The 24,800-nt window shown below is 34.0% G+C and carries 25 protein-coding genes; 15 read left to right on the top strand and 10 right to left on the bottom strand.

The features are described from left to right. Positions 1-6: 6 nt before the first annotated feature. From A6B44_RS03095 to A6B44_RS03080, 4 genes are read right to left on the bottom strand one after another with little or no spacing between them, the layout of a single operon-like run. Positions 7-573: an acyltransferase gene (locus tag A6B44_RS03095; protein ID WP_090921320.1), complete on the bottom strand. Its 567-nt coding sequence runs from the start codon at positions 571-573 to the stop codon at positions 7-9. Beyond that, complete coding sequence (locus tag A6B44_RS03090; protein WP_090921319.1) at positions 566-1,807, bottom strand: oligosaccharide flippase family protein; 1,242 nt, start codon at positions 1,805-1,807, stop codon at positions 566-568. Before A6B44_RS03090 ends, A6B44_RS03095 begins: the two co-directional genes overlap by 8 nt. Beyond that, a complete protein-coding gene (locus A6B44_RS03085; protein WP_090921318.1) occupies positions 1,807-3,090 on the bottom strand; it encodes a nucleotide sugar dehydrogenase in 1,284 nt (427 codons plus the stop codon). Before A6B44_RS03085 ends, A6B44_RS03090 begins: the two co-directional genes overlap by 1 nt. A 9-nt stretch (positions 3,091-3,099) precedes the next feature. Beyond that, entirely contained in the window at positions 3,100-4,074 is a 975-nt protein-coding gene (locus A6B44_RS03080) for an SDR family oxidoreductase (RefSeq protein ID WP_218061386.1), read from the bottom strand. A 548-nt stretch (positions 4,075-4,622) separates the two neighbouring features. Between A6B44_RS03080 and rpsO the strand changes: the two genes are divergently transcribed. From rpsO to A6B44_RS03015, 13 genes are all read left to right on the top strand, one after another. Continuing rightward, positions 4,623-4,892, top strand: a complete 270-nt coding sequence (gene rpsO, locus A6B44_RS03075) for a 30S ribosomal protein S15 (protein WP_090921316.1) — start codon at positions 4,623-4,625, stop codon at positions 4,890-4,892. Positions 4,893-4,971: 79 nt separating this feature from the next. Further along, a complete protein-coding gene (locus tag A6B44_RS03070) occupies positions 4,972-5,559 on the top strand; it encodes a LemA family protein (protein WP_090921315.1) in 588 nt (195 codons plus the stop codon). 96 nt (positions 5,560-5,655) lie between these two features. Then, on the top strand, positions 5,656-6,102 hold the full coding sequence (locus tag A6B44_RS03065) for a TPM domain-containing protein (RefSeq protein WP_090921314.1): 447 nt from the start codon (positions 5,656-5,658) through the stop codon (positions 6,100-6,102). Then, positions 6,099-6,863 (top strand): TPM domain-containing protein, encoded by a 765-nt coding sequence (locus A6B44_RS03060; protein ID WP_090921313.1) that lies wholly within the window; start codon positions 6,099-6,101, stop codon positions 6,861-6,863. Before A6B44_RS03065 ends, A6B44_RS03060 begins: the two co-directional genes overlap by 4 nt. Before the next feature lie 24 nt (positions 6,864-6,887). Beyond that, a complete protein-coding gene (locus A6B44_RS03055) occupies positions 6,888-7,034 on the top strand; it encodes a YoaH family protein (RefSeq protein WP_090921312.1) in 147 nt (48 codons plus the stop codon). A 23-nt stretch (positions 7,035-7,057) separates the two neighbouring features. After that, positions 7,058-7,489, top strand: a complete 432-nt coding sequence (locus A6B44_RS03050) for a PM0630 family protein (RefSeq protein ID WP_090921311.1) — start codon at positions 7,058-7,060, stop codon at positions 7,487-7,489. A gap of 21 nt (positions 7,490-7,510) precedes the next feature. Continuing rightward, positions 7,511-8,914, top strand: a complete 1,404-nt coding sequence (gene asnS / locus A6B44_RS03045; RefSeq protein WP_090921310.1) for an asparagine--tRNA ligase — start codon at positions 7,511-7,513, stop codon at positions 8,912-8,914. Positions 8,915-8,983: 69 nt separating this feature from the next. Next, positions 8,984-9,358, top strand: a complete 375-nt coding sequence (locus A6B44_RS03040; protein WP_246253128.1) for a DUF4870 family protein — start codon at positions 8,984-8,986, stop codon at positions 9,356-9,358. Between the two features lie 166 nt (positions 9,359-9,524). Further along, positions 9,525-10,094 carry a Der GTPase-activating protein YihI gene (yihI, locus tag A6B44_RS03035; RefSeq protein WP_090921309.1) on the top strand — a complete coding sequence of 190 codons (570 nt, stop codon included), beginning with the start codon at positions 9,525-9,527 and terminating at the stop codon, positions 10,092-10,094. A gap of 9 nt (positions 10,095-10,103) precedes the next feature. Further along, the gene (locus tag A6B44_RS03030; protein WP_090921308.1) at positions 10,104-10,541 is read left to right on the top strand and encodes a DUF2489 domain-containing protein; all 438 of its coding nucleotides are present in this window, start codon (positions 10,104-10,106) and stop codon (positions 10,539-10,541) included. Positions 10,542-10,681: 140 nt separating this feature from the next. Further along, positions 10,682-12,994: an LPS assembly protein LptD gene (lptD, locus tag A6B44_RS03025; protein WP_090921307.1), complete on the top strand. Its 2,313-nt coding sequence runs from the start codon at positions 10,682-10,684 to the stop codon at positions 12,992-12,994. 76 nt (positions 12,995-13,070) lie between these two features. Further along, the gene (locus A6B44_RS03020) at positions 13,071-14,510 is read left to right on the top strand and encodes a replicative DNA helicase (protein ID WP_090921306.1); all 1,440 of its coding nucleotides are present in this window, start codon (positions 13,071-13,073) and stop codon (positions 14,508-14,510) included. A 9-nt stretch (positions 14,511-14,519) separates the two neighbouring features. Then, positions 14,520-14,783, top strand: a complete 264-nt coding sequence (locus tag A6B44_RS03015) for a YcgL domain-containing protein (protein WP_090921305.1) — start codon at positions 14,520-14,522, stop codon at positions 14,781-14,783. 90 nt (positions 14,784-14,873) lie between these two features. Here A6B44_RS03015 and A6B44_RS03010 read toward each other — a convergent pair whose 3' ends face one another. From A6B44_RS03010 to metN, 3 genes are read right to left on the bottom strand one after another with little or no spacing between them, the layout of a single operon-like run. Next, positions 14,874-15,701 (bottom strand): MetQ/NlpA family lipoprotein, encoded by an 828-nt coding sequence (locus A6B44_RS03010; RefSeq protein ID WP_090921304.1) that lies wholly within the window; start codon positions 15,699-15,701, stop codon positions 14,874-14,876. Between the two features lie 37 nt (positions 15,702-15,738). Then, positions 15,739-16,416 (bottom strand): methionine ABC transporter permease, encoded by a 678-nt coding sequence (locus A6B44_RS03005; protein ID WP_090921303.1) that lies wholly within the window; start codon positions 16,414-16,416, stop codon positions 15,739-15,741. Then, positions 16,406-17,440 (bottom strand): methionine ABC transporter ATP-binding protein MetN, encoded by a 1,035-nt coding sequence (gene metN / locus A6B44_RS03000; RefSeq protein WP_090921352.1) that lies wholly within the window; start codon positions 17,438-17,440, stop codon positions 16,406-16,408. Before metN ends, A6B44_RS03005 begins: the two co-directional genes overlap by 11 nt. A 171-nt stretch (positions 17,441-17,611) precedes the next feature. Between metN and A6B44_RS02995 the strand changes: the two genes are divergently transcribed. Beyond that, entirely contained in the window at positions 17,612-19,438 is a 1,827-nt protein-coding gene (locus A6B44_RS02995; protein WP_090921302.1) for an ATP-binding protein, read from the top strand. A 106-nt stretch (positions 19,439-19,544) separates the two neighbouring features. Here the strand turns inward: A6B44_RS02995 and rpmE are convergent, their stop codons facing one another. Further along, positions 19,545-19,760, bottom strand: coding sequence for a 50S ribosomal protein L31 (gene rpmE, locus A6B44_RS02990; RefSeq protein WP_090921301.1), 216 nt, complete (start codon positions 19,758-19,760; stop codon positions 19,545-19,547). Positions 19,761-20,111: 351 nt separating this feature from the next. Here rpmE and tkt point away from each other — a divergent pair, with 351 nt between their 5' ends. Continuing rightward, complete coding sequence (gene tkt, locus A6B44_RS02985; RefSeq protein ID WP_090921300.1) at positions 20,112-22,109, top strand: transketolase; 1,998 nt, start codon at positions 20,112-20,114, stop codon at positions 22,107-22,109. A 140-nt stretch (positions 22,110-22,249) separates the two neighbouring features. Here the strand turns inward: tkt and A6B44_RS02980 are convergent, their stop codons facing one another. Next, complete coding sequence (locus A6B44_RS02980; RefSeq protein ID WP_090921299.1) at positions 22,250-23,203, bottom strand: ABC transporter permease; 954 nt, start codon at positions 23,201-23,203, stop codon at positions 22,250-22,252. A 64-nt stretch (positions 23,204-23,267) separates the two neighbouring features. Continuing rightward, a complete protein-coding gene (locus A6B44_RS02975; RefSeq protein ID WP_090921298.1) occupies positions 23,268-24,776 on the bottom strand; it encodes a sugar ABC transporter ATP-binding protein in 1,509 nt (502 codons plus the stop codon). Between the last annotated feature and the right edge of the window lie 24 nt (positions 24,777-24,800).

Raw genomic sequence — 24,800 nt, 5'->3', positions numbered from 1 at the left:
ATTTATTTAATATTGCTTTATTAAAGTTGCTATATTTCCACCGTAAATAGATTTTGCAGGAATATTACCTTTTACAACACTACCCGCTGTTATAATACTACCATCACCTATTTTTGTACCTTTTAATATAATACAATTTGCACCAATCCATACATTATTTCCTATTACAATTTCTTTTGCTTCATCTCTTTTTAGTAAACGATTATTAGGTTCTTTCATATCAGTAATATGCCCATTACTATCCATTATTTGAGTATTGGCAGCAATTAAACAACCATTCCCTATTTCTACCTTTTTTTCTGCATTTATAGAAGTTCCGTGTATTCTACAATTTTTACCAATAGAAATAACTGCCGAAGTATTCATACAATACAATTTACAAGGAGAGTGCATATTTATATGATACCCTCTATTCATAGAATTAATTATCGTATCACTTCCTATAATAATTTTTCCACTATTAATAACTCTAAATTTACCTAAAAATTTTGTTGTACCCACAAAAGAAATTCTACTAAATTTTGCTACTAAATAACCATATAATAATTGAAAAACATAAATTATTTTATTCATAATTCTTAACCTTTAAGTATGTTATATACATCATTGTTCCTAATGCAACTCTTGATATGGTTATACTAATTACAGCACCTAATAGTTCTAAAAAATAGACCAAAGGAAATGAAATAACAAAACTCAATAATGAAACATATAATGTATTTTTCATTACTAAATTATCAAATCTATGAACAATCAAATAATTAACTGCATAAATCAAATAAAAGGCACTTCCTACAATTCCAAATAACAAAATAAACAACAAACTAAACGCATTTTCATTTACAATCCGGAAATAAGCAAACATCTGCTGTGAAAACATAAGAATAAACGCAATGATTACAAATACCAACAGAAAAAACATCTTTCTATATTTTGAAAAAAAGTCTTTTTTTCTATTTAGAAATGGAAAAAATACTTTTGAAATCACATTTAAAAGCATAATTGCTAAATCTACTATTTTTTTCAAAGCATCATAAATCCCTGCCGAAGCACTTGACACAAAAACACCTAATAAAAGACTTGAAGTATTATTATATAAGACAGGTACAAATTCATTTACAAATATTGGAAAATTATTTGTTATAGTTGTTTTTATTTGTATAGGTTTTAATTTTAATAATTGTATTCTATGCCTTACAAAAACAACATACAATGCCAATACTCCTGCAAAAATATAACCTAAACTATTAACCAAAGGATATATCCAATAATCTTCTCTTTCTTTTATGAATAAGAAAATAAAAAGGGTAAAAAAAACCTTAATAAAAACATTAATCATTGTAATATATTTCATTTTTTCTATCCCTTGAAAATACCAATCTGGAAATAATACATTTCCTATCAATACTAACATAGAAAGAAATATAATAGTTTTGTATGTTGAAAATACAGGTACAAACAAAGCAATCAAAGTAATAAGAATTAAAGCAACTAATAAGAATATTAACTTTGTAATCATTACTTGGCTAAAAATGAAATTTAATTTTGATTTACTATGCTTATGTATTGCAATATCTCTTGTTGCTGTAATACCAAAACTATATAAGGTAAGTGAATGAAAATATTTTATTAACGATGCTGAAACAACTATTTGTCCATAATAATCAAAACCTACGGTTTTTATCATATAAGGTAAAACAAGTAGAGGTAATAACAAATTAGCAAATTGTAGGAAACCTAATGATAAAAGATTTTCTATTAAAGATTTATAATCTTTATTTGCGAATATACTTTTTATTCTTTGCATTATAACCTAGAGTCACTCTCTCTCAAAATACCCTTCACATCATAAACTATAGCTTTATTTTCCTTTAAAGCAAATAAATCTAAATCTTTAAATTCTTTATGAGCAACTCCTAAAACAATAGCGCTAAACTTCTTATTAGGTAGTTTTTGCGTACTTGCAATTCCGTATTCGTGTTTTACCTCTTCTGAATTTGCCCAAGGATCGTAAGTCGTTACTTTTACTCCAAAATCTTCCAATGCTGAAATTACATCTACAATTTTTGTATTTCTCACATCTGGACAGTTTTCTTTAAAAGTTATTCCAAGCATCAAAACTTTCGCATTATTTACAGCAATATCTTTTTTTATCATTGCTTTTACTACTTGCTCAGCAACGTATTTACCCATAGAATCATTTAAGCGTCTTCCTGCTAAAATAATTTCTGGGTGGTAACCATATTCTTGTGCTTTTTGTGCTAAATAGAATGGATCAACACCGATACAATGCCCTCCAACTAAACCTGGTTTAAATGGTAAGAAGTTCCATTTTGTACCCGCAGCGTCCAATACTGCGTGAGTATCAATATCCATTAAATTGAATATTTTTGCCAATTCATTGACAAAAGCGATATTAATATCTCTTTGTGAGTTTTCAATAACTTTCGCCGCTTCAGCCACTTTTATAGTTGGTGCTAAATGTGTTCCTGCAATAATTACTGATTTATAAATATCATCAACAATTTTTCCAATCTCTGGAGTAGAACCAGAAGTTACTTTTAATATTTTTTCAACCGTATGCTCTTTATCTCCTGGATTAATTCTTTCAGGAGAATAACCTGCATAAAAATCTTCATTAAATTTCATTCCAGAAACTCTTTCTAACACAGGAATACATTCTTCTTCTGTTGCACCTGGGTAAACAGTTGATTCATAGATAACAATATCACCTTCTTTCAAAACCTTACCGACACTTTCACTCGCTTTAACCAACGGCGTTAAAACAGGACGATTATTTTTATCAACAGGCGTTGGAACAGTGATTACAAAAATATTAGCACCTTTAATATCTTCTAAATCAGCCGAACAATACAATCCATTTACACCATTCTTAAATGGATTTTCTTGCACTAATGCCGATTGTAACAACTCATCAGATACCTCCAAAGTATCGTCATGTCCATTATTTAATTCTTCTACCCTTGGTTTGTTAATATCAAAACCAACTGTTGGATATTTTGTGGCAAATAGTCTTGCCAAAGGTAATCCTACATAACCTAAACCGATTACTGCTATTTTATGTTTCATTTTAATCTCTTATTTTTCTAAATTTTTCCAATACCAAGCCACAGCCTCTTTCAAGCCTTTAGCAAACTCGTGTGTTGGTTGGTAATCTAATAATTCTTTTGCTTTATCAATAGACGCCAATGAATGTGGGATATCCCCTGCTCTATTTGGTCCATATTTAATCTCCACATCAGCAATCTTACTATCAAATTCAGACAAATATTCTTTTAATAATTCTGCCATTTGTTTAATAGTTGTTCTATCTCCAACTGCCGTATTGTATATCGTATTAACTGCATCCTTATTCTCTGATAGCATCGCTCGTTCATTCATTTGAATGACATTATCAATATATGTAAAATCTCGTGAATAAGTACCATCTCCATTAATCACAGGACTTTCATAATTCATTAACTGAATAACAAATTTTGGAATAACCGCAGCATACGCTCCATTTGGATTTTGTTTTCTTCCAAAAACATTAAAATAGCGTAAACCTATACATTCTAAACCGTAAGTTTTAGAAAACACATCAGCATATAATTCATTTACATATTTGGTAATGGCATAAGGGGATAAAGGTTTTCCAATAATATCTTCCACTTTTGGCAACGATTTAGAATCACCATAAGTTGATGAGCTTGCTGCATAAACAAAGCGTTTTATTTTTTCATCTCTTGCAGCAACTAACATATTCAAAAAACCTGATACATTCGTTTCATTGCTTGTAATTGGATCTTCAATAGAGCGAGGTACAGAACCCAAAGCAGCCTGATGTAAAACATAATCCTGACCACTACACGCCTTTTTACAAGTTTCTAAATCTCTGATATCGCCCTTAATCAAAATAAAATTAGGATGCTCAAAAAACAACTCAATATTGTGCTCATAGCCTGTTGAAAAATTATCTAATACTGTTATTGTATGACCTTTGTTTATAAAATGTTCTACTAAATTGGAACCAATAAATCCTGCACCGCCTGTAATCAATATTTTTTTCATCATTAACAAACTTCTCTAATTTTACTCTTTCACATTAAACTTTATTTGTTTACATTTCATACAAACAAACTTTCCAATCACGACATTCTACTACAAAAAAATAAAACCACAACAAGAACTAGTTAAGCATATCCTTTATTATCAAGGTAATCGTAAACTTTTACCTATTGATTTTTAGAAATTAATAATTATTATGTAAATAATATTAAGAAAAGCTAGGTATAATACTTGTAAATTTTGAACTGGATGTAACCGCTACATTTTATCAATTACTCACATAATGCATTGATATATAAATATATTGTAAAAGAAGGGATGCCCTGTCTTCATTACTCTTTGTTGTATCAAAACTCATCTTTCCCTTTCAAGAAACATTCATTTATACTCTAAACTGACATTAATTGCTAAAATTTTACTCTAAATTGAGGTGTTGCTCTTTTTATTATTTGCTTTTTTCATACATTCTCTTTAGAATTAGCCATTCCGTGTCATAGCTGAATTAGAGATCGGCTATTGATGAATTTTAACTTACTTATTTTAGGAGTAAAAATATGTCTCTAAGTGCAGAAGCAAAAGCAAAAATCGTTGCTGAATTTGGTCGTGATGAAAAAGATACTGGTTCATCTGAAGTTCAAATCGCTCTTTTAACTGCTCAAATTAACCATTTACAAAATCACTTTAAAGAACACAAAAAAGACCATCACGGTCGTCGTGGTCTATTGAAAATGGTTTCACGTCGTCGTAAACTTTTAGATTACTTAAAACGTACGGATCTAAATCGTTATGCAGACACTATCGCACGTTTAGGTTTACGTCGTTAATTTCAAAACTTAATACGAAGCGAGCGGTTAAATGCTCGCTTTTTTTCTATGTATTTTCTATATATTGGGAGTTTAATTTATGAAAAAGTGGATTTTAATCGGCTTAGTCGTTATCACTGTTTTGGGGGGTTTTACCTTAAAAAATAGTTATAACGGTTTAGTTACAGCAGAAGAAGATATCAATTCTGTTTGGGGAAATGTGGAGTCAGCTTATCAACGCCGTGCAGACTTAATTCCTAATTTAGTGAATACCGTCAAAGGGCAAGCTAATTTTGAAAAAGAGACCTTAAGTGCAGTGATTGAAGCTCGTGCGAAAGCAACGCAAACTACTATCGACCCAAGCAAAGCAACACCAGAGCAGATGGAAAAATTCCAACAAGCTCAACAAGGCGTAAACTCAGCATTAGCTCGTTTATTAGTCAGTGTAGAAAGATACCCTGAATTAAAAGCACACGAAGGATTTTTAAATTTACAAGCTCAACTTGAAGGTACGGAAAACCGAATTAATGTTGAACGTAATAACTTTAATAATGCCGTAAAAGAATATAATAAAAAAGTACGTCAATTCCCAACTAAATTGTTTGCAGCTTTATTTGGTTTTCAATCAAAACCACAATTTAAAGCAAGTGCAGGTGCGGAAAATGCCCCAACGGTAAACTTTAATTAAAATGATTGACTTAGCAAGCGGTAAGATCTGATGAAAAATTTGCAAGATTTTGTAAAAATCTAACCGCTTGATGTCATTTATACCAATGGTAACACGATGAAACTCTTTTCTTTTTTTAGTAAAAAATTACCTGTTGATACACAACAAATTGAACAAGCCATTGCTCATTTAGAACAACACACCTCCGCTGAATTACGGGTTGTGGTGGAACGTAAAGCGAAAACCCATTCTGCGATTGAGCGTGCTGAACAACTGTTTAATGAATTAGAAATGTATCAAACGGCACAACACAATGCGGTGTTAATCTATTTATCGTTTAAACCACATTATGTGGCAGTAATTGGTGACAAAGGTATTCATCAGAAAGTCGGTGATGAGTTTTGGCAAGCAGTGTATGATGCAATGAAACAGCAATGTCAACGCGGTAACTTTACCCAAGCAATTTGCAATGGGATTAAAGAAGTGGAAACTCAACTCGTAAAATATTACCCAATTCAAACTGATGATATTGATGAACTTTCAAATGGGGTCATTATAAAATGATAAAGCGTATTTTATTACATATTGGCATTATCTTTGCTCTTTTTATCAGTTTATCTGCTCAAGCAAATTACCCTGATGTGCCTAAACCTTTTCAATATGTCTCTGATTACACCAAAACATTAACCCAATCGGAACAACAACAATTAGAAACAGCACTTGTAAATTATGGACAACAAACCAGTTCACAAATTGCAGTTGTAATTATTCCGTCTACTGAGGGAGAAGACGTTTCTAGTTATAGCTTTAATTTATTTAATAAATGGGGAATTGGACGCCAAAAAGAAAATAATGGCGTATTATTACTGATTGCCAAAAATGATCATAAACTTTTTATTGCAACAGGTAGAGGCTTAGAAGGTGCTTTGCCTGATGCTATTGCTTCGACTATTATTCGCCATAATATTGTTCCCTTTTTTAAACAGAACAAATATGCAGAAGGTATTGCAAGTGGCTTATCTGCCATTATTCAAGCTACAAAGGGAGAATATAAACCACTAGAATCAGAAAAAGAGAAAGCCGATCCTTTTGATGGTTTCTTTATTTTTTTAGGCGTTGCATTCCTGTTATTTGTTATTTTTAATAGTGTTGGGCGTAAAAGTCGCTACGTTAGTCCAAGTTCACTAGGGGGGATTGGCTCAATGTCTCATCATTCTGGTAGATTTGGTGGGGGTAGTAGTGGTTTTGGAAGCGGTGGCTTTGGCGGAGGCGGTGGCTTCGGCGGAGGAAGTTCTGGTGGCGGTGGTGCTGGTGGAAGTTGGTAATACTAGAAAAATAGGAAAGAAAAGATGTATAATGATACTCAGCTTGAGTTAACTCACGAACAACAGCAGCAAGCTGTTGAAAAAATTCAACAACTTGTACAGCAGGGAATGGCACACGGAGAGGCAATTAATCTCGTTGCAAAACAGTTACGTGAACAATCTCGCAAATAAATTTAACTATAACGGAAATGACTATGAAAAAATTAAACTTAGCAGCAGTTATAACAAGTGCTATTTTATTATTTAGTACGCAAACGAGTTTTGCAGAGCCTAATGTAAACATACATATTAATCATTCTTCAGATACAAATACTATCTCTGTTTCAGATAAAAAAACACATTTATGTTGGAATATCAATAATCTTGAAGCTAATACTGGCTATGATATTGTGGAAGAGTTTACCTCTCCTCCAAATGGCTATTTTGATAATGGAACCAGTACAACAATAACAAATAGCAATAAAACAAAACATACTATGCTTACAAAAAGAAAGAGTGCTAAAGACGGTTCTATTGATAATAACTGCTGGTATTTTTCAGAGGAAGATCCTTTGGGAAGTTATAGTTTAACTATAAAAGTAAATGGTATGCCATATTCCAATTTTCCATTTAAACTAACAAAATAATTAAAATATATTGAGGTAATAATGTCACAATTTTCTTCTATTTCGGATGTGTTATCAGAAAAAATTACCGTTGGTAAAACAATTACTGTTCGTGGTTGGGTACGTACTCGCCGTGATTCTAAAGCAGGATTATCTTTCCTTGCGGTCTATGATGGGTCTTGTTTTGATCCTATTCAAGCTATCGTCAATAACGATATTGAAAATTATCAACAAGAAGTATTAAAACTTACCGCAGGTTGCTCTGTCGAGGTAACTGGGACGGTTGTTGAATCACCTGCAAAAGGGCAAGCTGTCGAACTTCACGCAACACAAGTTAAAGTGGTGGGCTGGGTTGAAGATCCTGATACTTACCCAATGGCAGCAAAACGTCACTCTATGGAGTATTTACGTGAAGTTGCCCACTTACGTCCTCGTACAAATTTAATTGGTGCGGTGACTCGTGTTCGCCACTGTTTAGCACAAGCCATCCATCGTTTCTTCCACGAAGAAGGTTTTTACTGGGTGGCAACACCATTAATCACAGCGTCTGACACCGAAGGTGCGGGCGAAATGTTCCGTATTTCTACCTTAGACTTAGAAAACTTACCTCGTACAGAAAAAGGTGAGATTGACTTTAATGAAGATTTTTTTGGTAAAGAAGCATTTTTAACGGTATCTGGTCAATTAAATGCTGAAACCTACGCTTGTGCATTAAGTAAAGTGTATACTTTTGGTCCAACATTCCGTGCGGAAAACTCAAATACCACACGTCATCTCGCTGAATTTTGGATGGTGGAACCTGAAGTGGCTTTTGCTAATTTAGCAGACAATGCAGCCCTTGCAGAAAGAATGTTGAAATATGTATTTAACGCCGTTTTAACAGAACGTGCTGATGATTTACAATTCTTCGCTAAACACATTGATAAAAGCGTTATTGAACGTTTAGAAAGTTTTGTCAATTCTGATTTTGCTCAAATTGATTACACTGATGCAATTGATGTATTATTGAAATCAGGCAAAAAATTTGAATTTGCCGTTGAATGGGGAATTGATCTTTCATCAGAACACGAACGCTATTTAGCAGAAGAACACTTTAAATCGCCAGTGGTGGTGAAAAACTATCCAAAAGATATTAAAGCTTTCTATATGCGTTTAAATGATGACGGTAAAACCGTTGCTGCAATGGATGTTTTGGCTCCAGGAATTGGTGAAATCATAGGTGGTTCTCAACGTGAAGATCGTTTAGAAATACTGGATGCTCGTATGGCAGAAATGGGGCTCAATCCAGAAGATTACTGGTGGTACCGTGACTTACGTAAATACGGTTCAGTACCTCATTCAGGCTTTGGGTTAGGGTTTGAGCGTTTAATCGTTTATGTAACAGGTTTACAGAATATTCGTGATGTTATCCCATTCCCACGTGCACCACGAAATGCGAATTTTTAATTAAACAGCGTCCCTTTAACCAAATAAGTTGAAGGGATTTTTATTATTGTTATAAAAAAGGAAAGAAAAATGACTGATCTTGAACAAAATACAACAGATTTAGTTTCAACAAATCAATCTCAAAAAAATTGGATGTTAGCTATCTATATTTTATTTGCAGCAAGTATACTTTTTGGCGGTATACCTACTCTTGTTGGTGCTATCATTGCTTATGTAAAACGTGATGAGATGAAAGGAACCTTTTATGAATCACATATTACTTACTTAATTCGTACTTTCTTTGTGGCCTTTATTGGTGGTATCTTAGGGTTGATTCTATCCTTTATCGGTATTGGAATTATCCTGCTATTTATCATTGGAATATGGTACATCTTCCGTGTTGTTGTCGGTATGATCAAATTCTTTGATAAAAAGACTGTTACCACAACGGGTTGGTTTATGTAACCTAAGACATAGAAAACAAAATAAGAATACCTCTTAAGCGGTAAGATTTTGGTATAAATTTGCAAAATTTTGTTCAAATCGTACCGCTTTATTTTTCTTTATTTCTTTTTGATATGCTATAATCGACAATTAATTTTTAAAATCGAATAATCATTCAGAAATAACTATGGCTCATAAGAAAAAAACACGTAAAATTAGCGATATTATGCCAGCAAGAAAGGCGGATAAAACACCTATTAATACTGCAAAAATAGGCAAACGTAAAATCACTCGCTATGAATTAGATATACAAGCCCGTCTTGATAAGAAAAAAAAGAAACATAAAGGCTTAGCCTCTGGTTCTCGTCATAATGTATCAGAACAAAAAGTTACCCCTCAACAAACGAAAAAAGATCCTCGTATTGGTAGCCGTAAAAAAGTACCTTTAATGGTTGAATTTGTGAATAAGCCAGAAAAAGGTGAAATAATTCCTCCAATGAAAAAAGAGATGCAAGAAAAAAGGGTGCTTTCTCCAGAAAAAGAATTAGCGCAATTGGAAAATAACGAATGTTTAAATCAGCTACTTGATGATATCGAAAATGGAAAAACCCTTTCTGTTGAAGATCAAAAATTTGTGAATGAATGTTTAGATCGTGTTGATGAACTAATGACTGAACTGGGTATTATTACAGACGATATCGATGATAATGAACTACTTCGTCAATTTGAAACGGCAAATTTGAATAATTTTCGTTAGGAATCAATTATGATTAGGTTCTTTTTGGGTGTACTTGCTTTACTCATTATTTTGGCTTTGGGTATTTATGCGTTGTCATTATTGCTTAAATTACATAAACAAACAAAATTTATTCAAAATGCAAAAAAAGAGCGTTATTTAAATATTACTAATAGTATTGATATTATTGCTCGCTCTATGCTCGCTGAACAATGTAATTTATCAGAAGGGGTGCGTCGTCTAAAGCCACTGCTAGACGTGTTAGGACATCCTAAATTAGCTACATTTCCTGCGATGTGGGCGCTATTCAAAGTCGTCGAAGATATGCCAATTTTGGAGGAACGTAATAATATGCCTCGAAATCAACGAATAAAATTAGATTTAAAACGTGAAGCAGCTGAAATAGAACATCAAGAAAATATTAAACTTGAACTCCGCCAATTACTCATAGAAATGGAAGCTTTTTAAGGAGAGGCGTTGTGTGGAATACAAAATTAAAAACATTAAAAATATTACTTACTAAAAGTTGTCGCTATATTTATATTCATTCAAGATACCAAACAACAAAACAACCATTTTATAGAATTATTTAGGATCAGAATTACATTATGAAGCATTACCATTATACTTTAATTTCTCTTGCTGTTATGAGTGTGTGCTATAGTAGCTCCGCTAATGCAGATCTTAAAACACAATGTTTATCAAATATTCCTCACTTTAGTGGTGAAACTATCAAAGGAGAGCAGACTGCTCTACCTGTTCATATTGAATCTAATACTGCTGCAATTAATCAACTAAAAAATGCTATTTATTCTGGTAGTGTTGTTCTAAAACAAGGAAATAGAAGCATTGTTACGCCTCAAATGACCGTTGAAAAAAATGAAAAAATAGGTCATTACGCTAAACTAAAAGGCAAATTTGACTATAGTGATGAAACAATTCGAGTCACAGGACGAAATGCATCAATGAATTTATCCAGTAAAGATGCAATGCTATCTAATATCCATTACCAGTTAGTCGATCGTCAAGGGCGTGGTACAGCAGAAAGTACTTCCTTACACAATAAAACTCGTATCCTTAAAAATGCAACTTACACCTCCTGCTTGCCTAATGATAACTCGTGGCAAATTAATGCCAGTGAAATGATTCAATATATTGACGAAGAATATGCTGAAATGTGGCATGCAAAACTAAAAGTTTTGGGTGTCCCTGTGTTTTATACGCCTTATTTACAATTTCCTCTTGGAGATCGTCGTCGTTCTGGTTTACTTACACCGAGTTATAGCCATTCAAGTAACAATGGTTTTACCTATTCCCAGCCTATTTACTGGAACATTGCTCCAAATATGGATGCAACATTTACACCAACTTATTATTCTCATCGTGGTTGGCAACTTAACTCTGAATTTCGTTATTTAACAAATTTAGGAATAGGAACCATTGCAGCTGAATATATGAAAAAGGATCGTTATCAATATTGGGATAAGCGTGATCAGTCTCGCCATCTTCTCCATTGGAGACACAGTATGAGTTTTCTATCAGACTGGCGTTTAAGTATGGATTATACCAAAGTAAGTGATCGACGCTATTTCTCTGACTTTGCATCTCCTTATGGACAAAGTACAAGTGGTTATGCAACTCAAAACTTTAAACTAGGTTATTATCAACCAACCTACAATATTTCTATTGCAGCAAAAAAATTCCAGACCTTTGATAAGGATGGAACAAAACCTTATCGTGTATTTCCTCAAATTGAGCTTAATTACTATAAAAACAATATATGGAGAAACTCTGATTTTAGACTTTATTCACAGCTAGCTCACTTTGATAATGATAGCAAAGATATGCCTACTGTATGGCGCTTTCATCTCGAACCTATTCTCAATATACCTTTAGCGAGCCGCTATGGTAGCTTAAATTTAGAAACCAAACTTTATGCTACCCAATATTGGCAAAAAGCAGGTAAAAAACAAACAATAAAAGAAAAAGTATCTCGTGTACTACCACAGATTAAAGTTAACTTTAAAACGGTACTAGAAGCTGACAAGCAGTTATTTAGCGGTTTTAATCAAATTTTAGAACCTCAAATTCAATATTTGTATCGTCCCTACAAAAATCAAGCGGATATTGGAACAGCTAAACAACTCGGTCTAGGTTATGACTCAACACTCCGCCAACAAGATTACTTTTCACTCTTTAGTGATCGTCGTTACAGTGGTTTAGATCGCATTGCTTCTGCTAACCAAATAACGCTGGGTGCAACGACTCGCTTTATGAAAGAAAGCACTGGGGAAGAGTATTTTAATTTAAGTTTAGGTCAAATTTATTATTTATCGGACTCACGTATCGATAACTCTCGAGAAAATAGTACAAAGGGGAATACATCCTCTTGGGCAGTAGAAACTAACTGGAAATTTAGCCCTAAATGGAATCTAAATGGTAGTTATCAATATGATACTCGTTTAAAAGAAACCGCACTTGCTAACCTCGCATTACAATATAAACCTAGCAATGATAAAGTGATTAAATTTAACTATCGTTATGCAAGTCAACACTATATCGATCAAAACTTAAAAGCAAAGACCTATGGTCAAGACATTAAACAAATTGGTTTTGTTGCAGGTTGGGATATAACAGATAACATTTCTATTGCAACAAGTTATTATCACGATATTGCACTAAGCAAATTAGTCGAAACACGCTTAGGGGTAACTTATAATAATTGTTGTTGGAAAACAACGGCATATATTGCTCGTCATTTAATTGCGACACCAACTGGTAAATCTCGAGATAACCTTTACTATGACAACCGATTTGGTATTAACGTGGAGCTTCGTTTCGGTTCCAACTATGACAGTGGTGTATCTAAAATGCTCGATAAAGGTATTATTCCTTATACTGAAGAATTCGATATTAATTAATTTTTAAGCGGTAACATTCTTCTTATTTTTTGCAAATTTTACCGTTTAACTCAAAGTTAAATAATGAGTCTACACTATGACAAAAAAAATATATAAAGATCAAAAAATTGAACAAATAAATATCGCGCCCCATTCGTTAGAAGCTGAACAAGCGGTGCTGGGAAGTGTGATGCTCGATAATGAACATTGGGATAATGTAGCAGAAAGAGTTCAAAAAAGTGATTTTTACAACTATGCCCACAGGTTGATTTTTGAGCAAATGCTTGAACTTAGCCGTAATAATCAACCTATTGATATTATTACTCTCGATCAAAATTTAAAAAACAAAGGGATATTAGAGGACATTGGTGGTTTTGCGTATTTGGCTGAACTGTCTAAAAATACCCCTAGTGCAGCAAATATTCTTACTTATGCTGATATTATTAGAGAAAAAGCCATTTGCCGAGAGTTAATTTCAGCCAGTAATAAAATTGCAGAAAGCAGTTATAATCCAAAAGGAATGAGTGTTAAAGATGTCCTTGATGAAGCAGAGCGCTCTATTTTCCATATTGCAGAAAAACGAACCTCAAGTGATGAAGGTCCAAAGCAAATAGATGATATTCTTGCCGCTACTTTAACTCGCATTGAAATACTGTCTAAAAATAAAGAGAATGGTGGGGTAACTGGTGTATCAACAGGATTTACTGAGTTAAATAAACGTACTGCAGGACTACAATCCTCTGATCTGATTATCGTTGCTGCTCGTCCATCTATGGGTAAAACGACCTTTGCGATGAACCTATGTGAAAATGCTTCATTACTTGATATTGAAGAAAAAGATGCATCAGGAAATATAGTTAAAAAGCCGAATAAACCCGTGTTAATTTTCAGTCTTGAGATGCCTGCCGATCAAATTATGATGCGTATGCTTGCATCACTCTCTCGTGTAGATCAAACTAAAATCCGAACAGGGCAATTAACTGATGATGAAGATTGGGCTAAAATTTCCAGTACAATGGCCATTTTGCAATCTCGTAAAAATATTTTTATTGATGATAGTTCCAGCCTTACACCCACAGAAGTACGTTCAAGAGCAAGACGTGTTTATCGTGAAAATGGTGGTTTAAGTCTGATTATGGTGGATTATCTTCAATTGATGAAAGCACCTGGTTTTGCCGAAAATAGAACCCTTGAAATTGCTGAAATTTCACGTTCACTCAAAGCCCTTGCTAAAGAATTACAAGTTCCTGTGGTTGCACTTTCTCAGTTAAACCGTAGTTTAGAGCAACGAGCAGACAAACGTCCTGTAAACTCAGATTTACGTGAATCAGGATCTATTGAGCAAGATGCGGATTTAATTATGTTTATCTATCGAGATGAAGTCTATCACGAAAACTCTGAGCTTAAAGGCATTGCAGAAATTATTATCGGTAAGCAACGTAATGGTCCTATTGGACGAGTTAAACTCGCTTTCCAAGGACAGTACTCTCGTTTTGATAACCTTGCTCCAGGTGTCTATAGCTATGATGATGAATAAGGATAACCAATGATTTGTGCTATTTATCGTAGTCCTAAAAAAGAAGGAATGTATCTCTTTATTGAAAAAAGAAATCAGTTTGATGCAGTTCCTGACACGCTATTAAATACCTTTGGAAAACCACAATTTTCAATGCTGTTTAATTTAAAAGGAGAAAAGCAGTTAAAGGTTGCGCCGAATCAAGAGGTATTGGCTGCAATTGAGGAGCAAGGCTTCTATCTGCAAATGCCTCCTCTACCTGAAGACTTATTGAAACAATTACAGCGGCCATAGCGGTTACTTGTTGTTAATTTTTTGCAAAAAATAAAAAAGATCTACCCGCTTGAGTAGATCTTAATAACTTAAATTAACCGCTGCAGTGACTTACCAGCCTTTAACAACGCCGTTTTTGAAAAACTCTTGAGCTTTAGTAAATACTTCTTCTGTTTGATAGGCTTTCACAAAATTTTGTACTGCTTTACTGTCTTTATTGTCCGTTCTCGCAACCACTAGGTTTACATAAGGAGAGTCCTTATCTTCAACAAAAATGCCATCGTCTTTTGCATTTAAACCAATTTGTGAAGCATAGCCACTATTGATAATCGCAAGTTCCACATCATCTAATGAACGAGCGGTAAGAGATGCATCAACGTCTTTAATATCGAAGTTTTTAGGATTTTCAACAATATCAGCAACTGTTGTAAATAAGTTAGTGTTATCTTTTAACTTAATTAATCCCTGCTTTTCTAATAAAATCAAAGCACGAGCTAAGTTACTTGGATCATTTGGTACAGTAATCACCGCACCATCACTTAATTCACTCAATGCTTTCACTTTTTTAGAATACCCTGCTAATGGATATACAAAGGTATTACCCACTGCCACTAGATTATCTAATCCTTTGGCTTTAGCATCTTTTTCTAAGTAAGGCTTATGTTGAAAGGCATTTGCATCCAAATCACCTTTAGACGTTGCCGTATTCGGTAAAGCGTAGTCATTAAATAGAACAAACTCAACGTCTAAATTATACTTCTCTTTAGCTATTTTTGCTGCTACTTCAGCCACTTCGTGCTCTGGACCTGACATTACCCCAACTTTAATGGTTGTAGCGTCTGTTCCTGCCTGTGTTGTTGATTTTTTATCATCATTACAGCCTGTCAGTGCAAAAATAGAGACTAATGCCGTCAGACCTAAAATTTTAGAAATTTTCATAAATACTCTCCTAAATGTTGTGTTTTAATACATATAATTATCGATGATCTACTTTTTTTGCTAATACATCGCCTGCTTTTTGACTGATCATCACAATGAAAACAATGATGATTGTCGCAAGCCATTTTACATAGATCATATTTCTATGCTCTCCATAGCTAATAGCAAGGTTTCCTAAACCACCACCACCAACAACACCTGCCATTGCAGAATAACCAATTAGTGACACTAATGTTAAGGTTATTCCATTGACCAATGAAGGTAAAGATTCTGGTAAATAAAACTTGGTGACTACCTGCCAATTTGTTGCTCCCATTGATTTTGCTGCTTCTGTTAATCCTGCTGGAATTTCTAACAATGAATTAGCGGTCAAACGAGCAAAAAAAGGAATTGCGGCTACACTTAATGGTACGATTGCAGCCGTTGTACCTAATGTTGTATGTACAACCCAACGTGTAAAGGGTAATAATACAACCAGTAAAATAATAAATGGAACAGAACGCCCCACATTAATCACTATATCCAATAAGCGATTTAATATAGGATTCTCCAAAATTTGGTTTTTTCCTGTTAAAAAAGCAAGCACGCCCAGAGGTAAACCAATTACAATCGCAATAAAGGTGGAAGCAAATCCCATATAGATAGTTTCAAAAGTTGAACTGCCCACCAACTCCCACATTTTTGGTGTTAACTCATTTAAAAAATCATTCCACATAGCCTAGCACCTCAACTTTAACATTATGTTCTCTTAAAAAACCTTTTGCTTCTAAAATGGCTTGATTATCTCCCTCAACTTCTGCAATAACAAAACCAAATTTAACACCACCTGCATAATCAATTTGTGACATCAAAATACTTATATCTATATCAAATTTTTTCACCATTCGTGATAACAAGGGGGCATCCACTGAACTTCCTGTAAATTCAAAACGAATAATAGATTGTGATTCATCTTGCTGATTTGAATGTAATTTATCCACATATTCTTGTGGTAATTTATTATGAAAAGTTGACTGAATAAATTGTTTTGCCAGTTGTGTTTTGGGATTTGAAAACATTTCACTTACCGTACCCGTTTCCACTAATTCACCTTGATCAATCACCGCCACACGATCACAAATTCGTTTTACTACTTCCATTTCGTGGGTAATTAACAATATCGTTAATCCCAAACGACTATTAATTTCTTTTAATAATGCTAGGATTGATTGTGTTGTTGCAGGATCTAGCGCACTGGTTGCTTCGTCACACAGCAATACTTCTGGATCATTCGCTAATGCACGAGCAATGGCAACACGTTGCTTTTGTCCTCCCGATAAGTTACTTGGATAGACATTTTTCTTATCACTTAAACCCACTAATTCCAGTAAGTCATTCACTTTATTATTAATTTGTTCTTTTGATAAATGGCTTAACTCCAAAGGTAAAGCTACGTTATCAAATACCGTACGAGATGAAAGTAAGTTAAAATGTTGAAAAATCATTGCAATCTTACGACGAGCAACAATTAATTCTTGTTCTTTTAAAAGATCTAACTGCTTGTTACCAATAAATATATGCCCACTTGTTGGACGTTCTAATAAATTAACACAACGAATAAGAGTGCTTTTTCCAGCACCTGAAGAACCTATCACACCATAAATAACGCCTTTTGGTACTTCAAGGGTTACATTATGTAGTGCTGTCACTATTTTTCCTTTTACTTCAAACTGTTTACTTACTCGTTCCAGTCTTATCATAATATTTTTTCCACAGTAAAAATTCATCCAATAAATTCATTTTAGACGTCTAGATTGCTATATGTCAATTAAAAAATCAAAAAAATTACAATTTTTTTATATTTAATGATCAAAAAAATAACTGATGTTGTGCTAAACTCTCTCTAAATTTAAGTGAATTTGGAAATTATAATGAAAAATATTCGACAATATAATCAAAAATACATCAATTGGGTATTGCGTTTAGGGCGCATAAGAGCAGCACTTCTTGGTTTTTTTATTCTTGCTATCTCCGCAATTATTGTTCAATGTCTCCTAAGTTTTATTTTCACGGGTACCATTGATCCTCAAGATATTCTTCTCTCAAGTATCTTTGGATTAATTTCAGCACCTTTTGTGCTTTACTTTTTTAACTTAATCGTCGAACGCCTTGAGCTTTCTCGTATTGCTCTTGAACGCTCCGTTTATGATTTGTCTCTGTATAAAGATATTATTGAACAAAAAAATAAAGATAAAACCCAACTAATGGCTATAATTAGTCACGAACTACGCACGCCTCTTAATGGTATTATTGGATTAAGTCGTATTCTATTAGAAGATAATCTTACTCAACAACAACGAGATTACTTACAAACCATTAATGTTAGTGCGATTTCTTTAGGGCATATTTTTAGTGATATTATTGATTTAGAAAAAATTGATACTAAACGTATCGAGCTTTCCCCTACTCCGACCGCCTTTTCTGATATTATCAATAATATTACACACTTTGCGAATGTAATGGCTCAAAAAAATAAAATTAAATTTTATATTAACTACGATCAAACATTACCTGACTTTATTACTGTTGATAATACTCGTCTAAGCCAAATTTTATGGAACCTTATCAGTAATGCAATTAAATTTACACCTGCTAAGGGAGAAATTCATTTAACTATTTCTCGAACTTCTCCTAACCACTTTAGCTTTATCTTAACCGATTCTGGAGTTGGTATTCCTAAAGCAGAACAACATAAAATATTTACTATGTTCTACCAAGTACAAAATAGCCATAATAAAGCACAAGGTAGTGGTATTGGTTTGGCCATTTCTAAAGTCATTGCAAATTTAATGCAAGGCGATTTGACTGTTACCAGTGAAATTGGAAAAGGCTCTACCTTTACTTTAACCATTCAAGCAGAAGAAAGTGCCGTTAAAAAAGTACAACCTACTATACAACACCATCATTTAAAAGTACTATTGGTTGAAGATATTGAAACCAATGTTGTAGTTGCACGTTCTGTACTAGAAAAATTTGGCTGTGAAGTTGATGTTGCGATGTGTGGTGCAGAAACCTATCCATTGGTTGATAAAAATTATTATGATTTAATTTTACTTGATATTCAACTTCCTGATACCACTGGTTTTGAAATTGCACAAACCTTAATTCATAATTATGAAACAGATAAAATGGACTACCTACCTATTTTGGTTGCACTCACTGCAAACGTAATGCATACCAAAGAGGAATATCAACAGCAAGGTATGGATGATGTATTAGGTAAACCACTTTCGATCGAAGACCTATCAAATTGTTTGAATAAATATTTTAGTGATGATTTTTCTCAAATAGAAGACAAAATTGAACCTGTTATCCAAGCAAATTTAGTACAAAATAAGTTCATTAACACTCAAATTTTACAAGAGTTTTTAGATATAATGGGAAAAGAGGCATTGCTAAAGAATATTGCACTATTTACTAACTTAATGCCTGATTATCTTAAAAATCTCAATCAATATCATCAGGAGTGGCAAAAAACACTATCGCCTGAAATGCGAAAATTGATTGCTGAAGAAGCACATAAGATTAAAGGTGCATTATCTTCTGTTGGGCTTTCTCACCTACAAAATATTGCACAATTAGCGCAAGTTGATACTGGTATAGAATGGGAAAAAAATATTACTGACTGGATTCAAGAAATTGAACAAACTTGGCAACAAAATCTCACTGAAGCTGAAAATTGGGTTAAATCACAATAATAGAAATAAATAATAGGATATTTTTTGCAAATTTTGACATTAATGTTACCGCTTCAAATACACAAAACCCCACAAATAAGTGGGGCTCACTAGCACAAAACTTAAATTATTTTTTTGCACCCAATACGCCAAAACGTTTATTAAAGCGTTCTACACGACCACCAGTATCAACAACACGTTGTTTACCAGTATAGAATGGGTGACATTTACCACACACATCTAAGTTTAAGTCTTTGCCCGCTGTTGAACGTACTTTGATTACATTACCACAAGAACAGTTTGCAGTAATTTCTGCATAATTAGGATGAATACCTTGTTTCATTATAGAAAACCTCTGTTGAGACCGCATCGCCATTGAGCCATACAAATATATTTGTACCTCAACACCATACGTATTAAAAATACACTGAGAACATCTCAGCACTAAAAGAAGCCGAATTTTACCTAAATTTTAATAAAATCACAAGTAATTTATTATCAAGTGGTGGAGTTATTTTTCAATAAAATCTAAGTACTTTAATGATTTATAATAAATGCAACAATTAGTGTAACGTCGATCACATTGTATAACAAAAATAATGATGAAGTTATTCTCAAAAATAGTGTAAAATTGTCTAGTTTTATGTACTAAACATTTAATTTAAATTTATAAAGTTACAAAGGAGTAAGAAATATGACTGATCATAAACAGTTAGCGAATGCGATTCGAGTGCTGAGTATGGACGCTGTTCAAAAAGCAAATTCAGGTCACCCAGGTGCACCAATGGGAATGGCCGATATTGCAGAAGTCTTATGGCGCAAATTTTTATCTCACAATCCAACTAACCCAAAATGGGCAAACCGTGATCGTTTCGTTCTTTCTAACGGACACGGTTCAATGCTTATTTATAGCTTATTACATTTAACTGGTTATGATCTTTCAATTGAAGATTTAAAACAGTTCCGTCAATTACATTCTAAAACCCCTGGACACCCAGAATATGGTTATGCACCAGGTGTAGAAACCACAACAGGGCCATTAGGTCAAGGTATCACTAATGCTGTGGGTATGGCAATTGCTGAAAAAACCTTAGCTGGTCAGTTCAACCGTGAAGGTCACGATATCGTTGATCACTATACTTACACTTTCTTAGGCGATGGCTGTTTAATGGAAGGGATTTCACACGAAGCTTGTTCATTAGCGGGAACATTAGGATTAGGAAAACTGATCGCATTCTATGATGATAACAACATCTCTATTGATGGTCACGTTGATGGTTGGTTCTCTGATGATACTGCCCAACGCTTTGAGGCTTATGGCTGGCAAGTTATTCGTAATGTTGATGGACACGATGCAGAACAAATTCAGTTTGCAATTGAAAATGCAAAAGAAGAAAAAGATCGCCCAACCTTAATTATTTGTAAAACCATTATCGGTTATGGTTCACCAAATAAATCAAACTCTCACGATTGTCACGGTGCTCCGTTAGGTGATGCTGAAATTCAAGCAACTCGTGAATTCTTAAACTGGGAGCATAAACCTTTTGAAATCCCTGCTGATATTTACGCACAATGGGATGCAAAAGCAAAAGGCGAAATGGCAGAAAAAGAATGGAATGCAAAATTCGCAGCCTATGAAGCGGCATACCCTGAATTAGCAAAAGAATTCAAACGTCGTGTGAATGGCAATTTACCAGAAAACTGGGCAAAAGACTCACAAGCATTTATTGAACAATTACAAGCTAACCCTGTAAGTATTGCAAGCCGTAAAGCATCTCAAAATGCAATTGAAGCTTACGCTCATATCTTACCTGAATTTTTAGGCGGTTCAGCAGACTTAGCAAGCTCAAACTTAACATTATGGTCTGGTTCAAAACCAATTCGTGCGGATAAAAATATTGATGGTAACTACATCAACTACGGTGTACGTGAATTTGGTATGTCAGCAATGATGAACGGTATCGCATTACACGGCGGTTTCATTCCTTACGGCGCAACCTTCTTAATGTTTATGGAATATGCTCACAATGCAATCCGTATGGCTGCATTAATGAAACAGCGTGCATTATTCGTTTATACCCACGATTCTATCGGTTTAGGGGAAGACGGTCCAACCCACCAACCCGTTGAACAAACAACTGCATTACGTTTAATTCCAAACTTAGATACTTGGAGACCTTGTGACCAAGTAGAATCTGCGGTTTCTTGGAAATGTGCAGTTGAACGTAAAGATGGTCCAAGTGCATTGATCTTTACTCGCCAAAACTTAACCCAAATGGATCGTGATGCTCAACAATTAGCAGATGTTGCCCGTGGTGGTTACGTATTAAAAGACTGTGAAGGTACACCTGAGTTAATCTTAATCGCAACAGGTTCAGAAGTTGAATTAGCGGTGAAAGCAGCAGAACAATTAACAGCGGAAGATAAAAAAGTACGTGTAGTTTCAATGCCTTGTACTAACATTTTTGATCGTCAAGATGAAGCATACCGTGAAAGCGTATTACCAAGCTCAGTAACTAAACGTGTTGCAATTGAAGCGGGAATTGCTGATTTCTGGTACAAATATGTTGGTTTCGGTGGACGTATTGTTGGAATGAATAGCTTCGGGGAATCTGCACCAGCAGGCGAATTATTCAAACTATTCGGTTTCACCGTTGAAAATGTAGTTTCAAAAGCAAAAGAAATTTTATAATATAAAGTATAAAATAAAAAAGACCACTAAACTTGTCAGTTGAGTGGTCTTTTTAATATCCTAAGCGGTGACTTTCTCTTTATTTTTTGCAAATGTTGATCAGAATGTTACCGCTTAATTTATTGTATTTCTTCTCTTCATTATGCTTTTTTACGACGTTTCAATGTATCAAGTAACACTGCTACAATAATAATTGCACCTTTAATAATTTGTTGCCAGTATGGATCAACTCCTAACATATTTAAGCCTTTATTTGTTGTACCAATAATCAATGCACCTACCACACACATTGGAATACTACCAACACCACCTGCTAAAGATACACCACCGATTACCGCTGCTGCAATCGCATCTAACTCCCAAGCTAAACCATAAGAAGGGTTACCTGCGTAGGTTCTGGCAGCAAGTAATGCTCCTGCTAAACCAGCTAATGCACCAGCAATAATATATACCCAAATTAATGTTCTTTTTGTATTAATACCACAAATCTTTGCTGCATTTAAGTTTCCTCCAATCGCATAAATATGACGACCAAAGGTTGAACGACTAAGTAGAATATGTGTGGCAATCACAATGACTAGATAAACAAGCACCAAACCAGGTAAACCAAAGAAATCAATATCCGCAATCCAAGTGAAAGATTCAGCAGAAGCATCAATTGGACGACCATCAGAATAGAGCTGTGCTGCCCCTCTTGCCATAGTCATCATACCTAATGTTGCAATAAAAGGAGGAATTGAACCATAGGCTGTTAATCCACCATTGATAAATCCAATAACAGCACCAACTAAAATAGATAAAGTAAATGCCATTAAAGCATAGGTTGGTGTATCAACCGATTCAACAACTGATGCCGCAACCACTGCGGTTAATGCGACTACAGATCCTGATGAAAGGTCAATCCCTGTTGTAATAATCGCTAAAGTTACCCCTATTGCAATAATACCAAACATTGATACCTGTTCGATAATACTAAAAATTGTTCTACTCGATAAGAATCCGTCAATAGACATAGATAAGGCTAAAAACAATAAAACAAGTATGAGTAGCATTCCATAAGTATTAATCACTTTTTTTAGATTTAGAGATGACATAATAAATACCTCTTTAGTTAATTTTATAAAATAATTTGTTTCAACTCTTGATACTTTTTTGAAATTAGCCCGATGCTAATTCAAGTACTCGCTCTTGAGTTAATTCATTACGTGGAATAATTCCCACTTGATGTCCTTCATGCATAACCATTACTCGATCACTCATCGCTAAAAGCTCTAGCATATCAGAAGTAATCATAATAATTGTTTTACCTTGTCTAGCTAACTCAACCATTAGCTTATAGAGTTCTGCTTTTGCTCCCACATCAATCCCTTTGGTTGGTTCATCAAGAATAAGAACATCTGGTTCTAAAATTAACCATCTTGCAAGTAATACTTTTTGTTGGTTACCTCCTGATAAATTATCTGTAACAACATCAACATTAGGGGCTTTAATTCTTAACTTATCTTTTTGTAAGTCTGCTATTTTGTTTGCTTTGGTTACTGAAAGTAAAAAATTCTCTAGATAAGGAGACATTTTAGGCATAATAATATTATCCGTAATACTTAAATTTAAGAATAATCCTGTTAATTTTCTATCTTCAGTAACAAAGCCAATTTTATGTTTCATTGCATCATTTGGTGTTCGAATATCAACTTTTTTACCATGAATATAAATTTCACCACTATCTGCTGGTTTATAGCCAAATAGCCCTTCTACTATTTCAGAACGTCCTGCTCCCACTAAACCTGCAATACCAAATATTTCACCTTTATATACTTTAAAATTAACATTTTGATAATGATCCTCACGGCAGAAATTTTTAATCTCTAATACAATTTCATCAGAAGGTTCCAATTCTTCTCGTTGGAACATTTCCGACATATCTCGACCAACCATCATTGAAATCAATTCATCTTTAGTTACATCTTTTACATCTTTCGTTCCTACATACTCACCATCTCGGATAACAGTAATTTCATCAGCAACCTTAAAAACCTCATCTAATTTATGTGAAATAAAAATAATAGCAATTCCACGTTCACGCACGGTATCTATAATTTTATATAGTTGTTCAACCTCTCCTTCTGTTAAAGCGGTCGTTGGCTCATCCATAATAATGACTTTAGCATAGTTTGATACCGCTGTTGCGATAGCAACAAGCTGAGCTTTTGCGACAGATACGTCTGACATTTTTAATTTCACATCTAAAGGAATTCCCAAAGATTCTAAAATTTCATTTGCCTCATAATCCATTTTCTTCTGGTCTACAAAAAATCTACTTTTTGTCACCTCTCGACCTAAAAAGAGATTGTCAGAAATAGTCAAATTTGGTGCTGGTGAAATTTCTTGTGGTACCATTGTTAATCCACGGTTGATCGCATCAATGGGGCGTTTAGGATCAAAAACCTTACCATCTAAAATCAACTCTCCACCTTCATCAGGGGTATAAATTCCATAAAGAATTTTCATTAAAGTTGATTTCCCCGCTCCATTTTCTCCCATTAGTGCATGCACAGAACCTTTTTTCACTTTTAAGTTGATTCGATCTAATGCTTTTACCCCAGGAAAAGTTTTAGAAACATTTCTCATTTCTAAAATATATGGAGAGTCATTCAAATTATTATTCATTTATTACTCCTTTAAACTATTTAA

This window comes from Pasteurella skyensis, assembly GCF_013377295.1.
Classification (GTDB): Bacteria; Pseudomonadota; Gammaproteobacteria; order Enterobacterales; family Pasteurellaceae; genus Phocoenobacter; species Phocoenobacter skyensis.
This window is presented reverse-complemented; position numbering and strand designations above follow the sequence as displayed.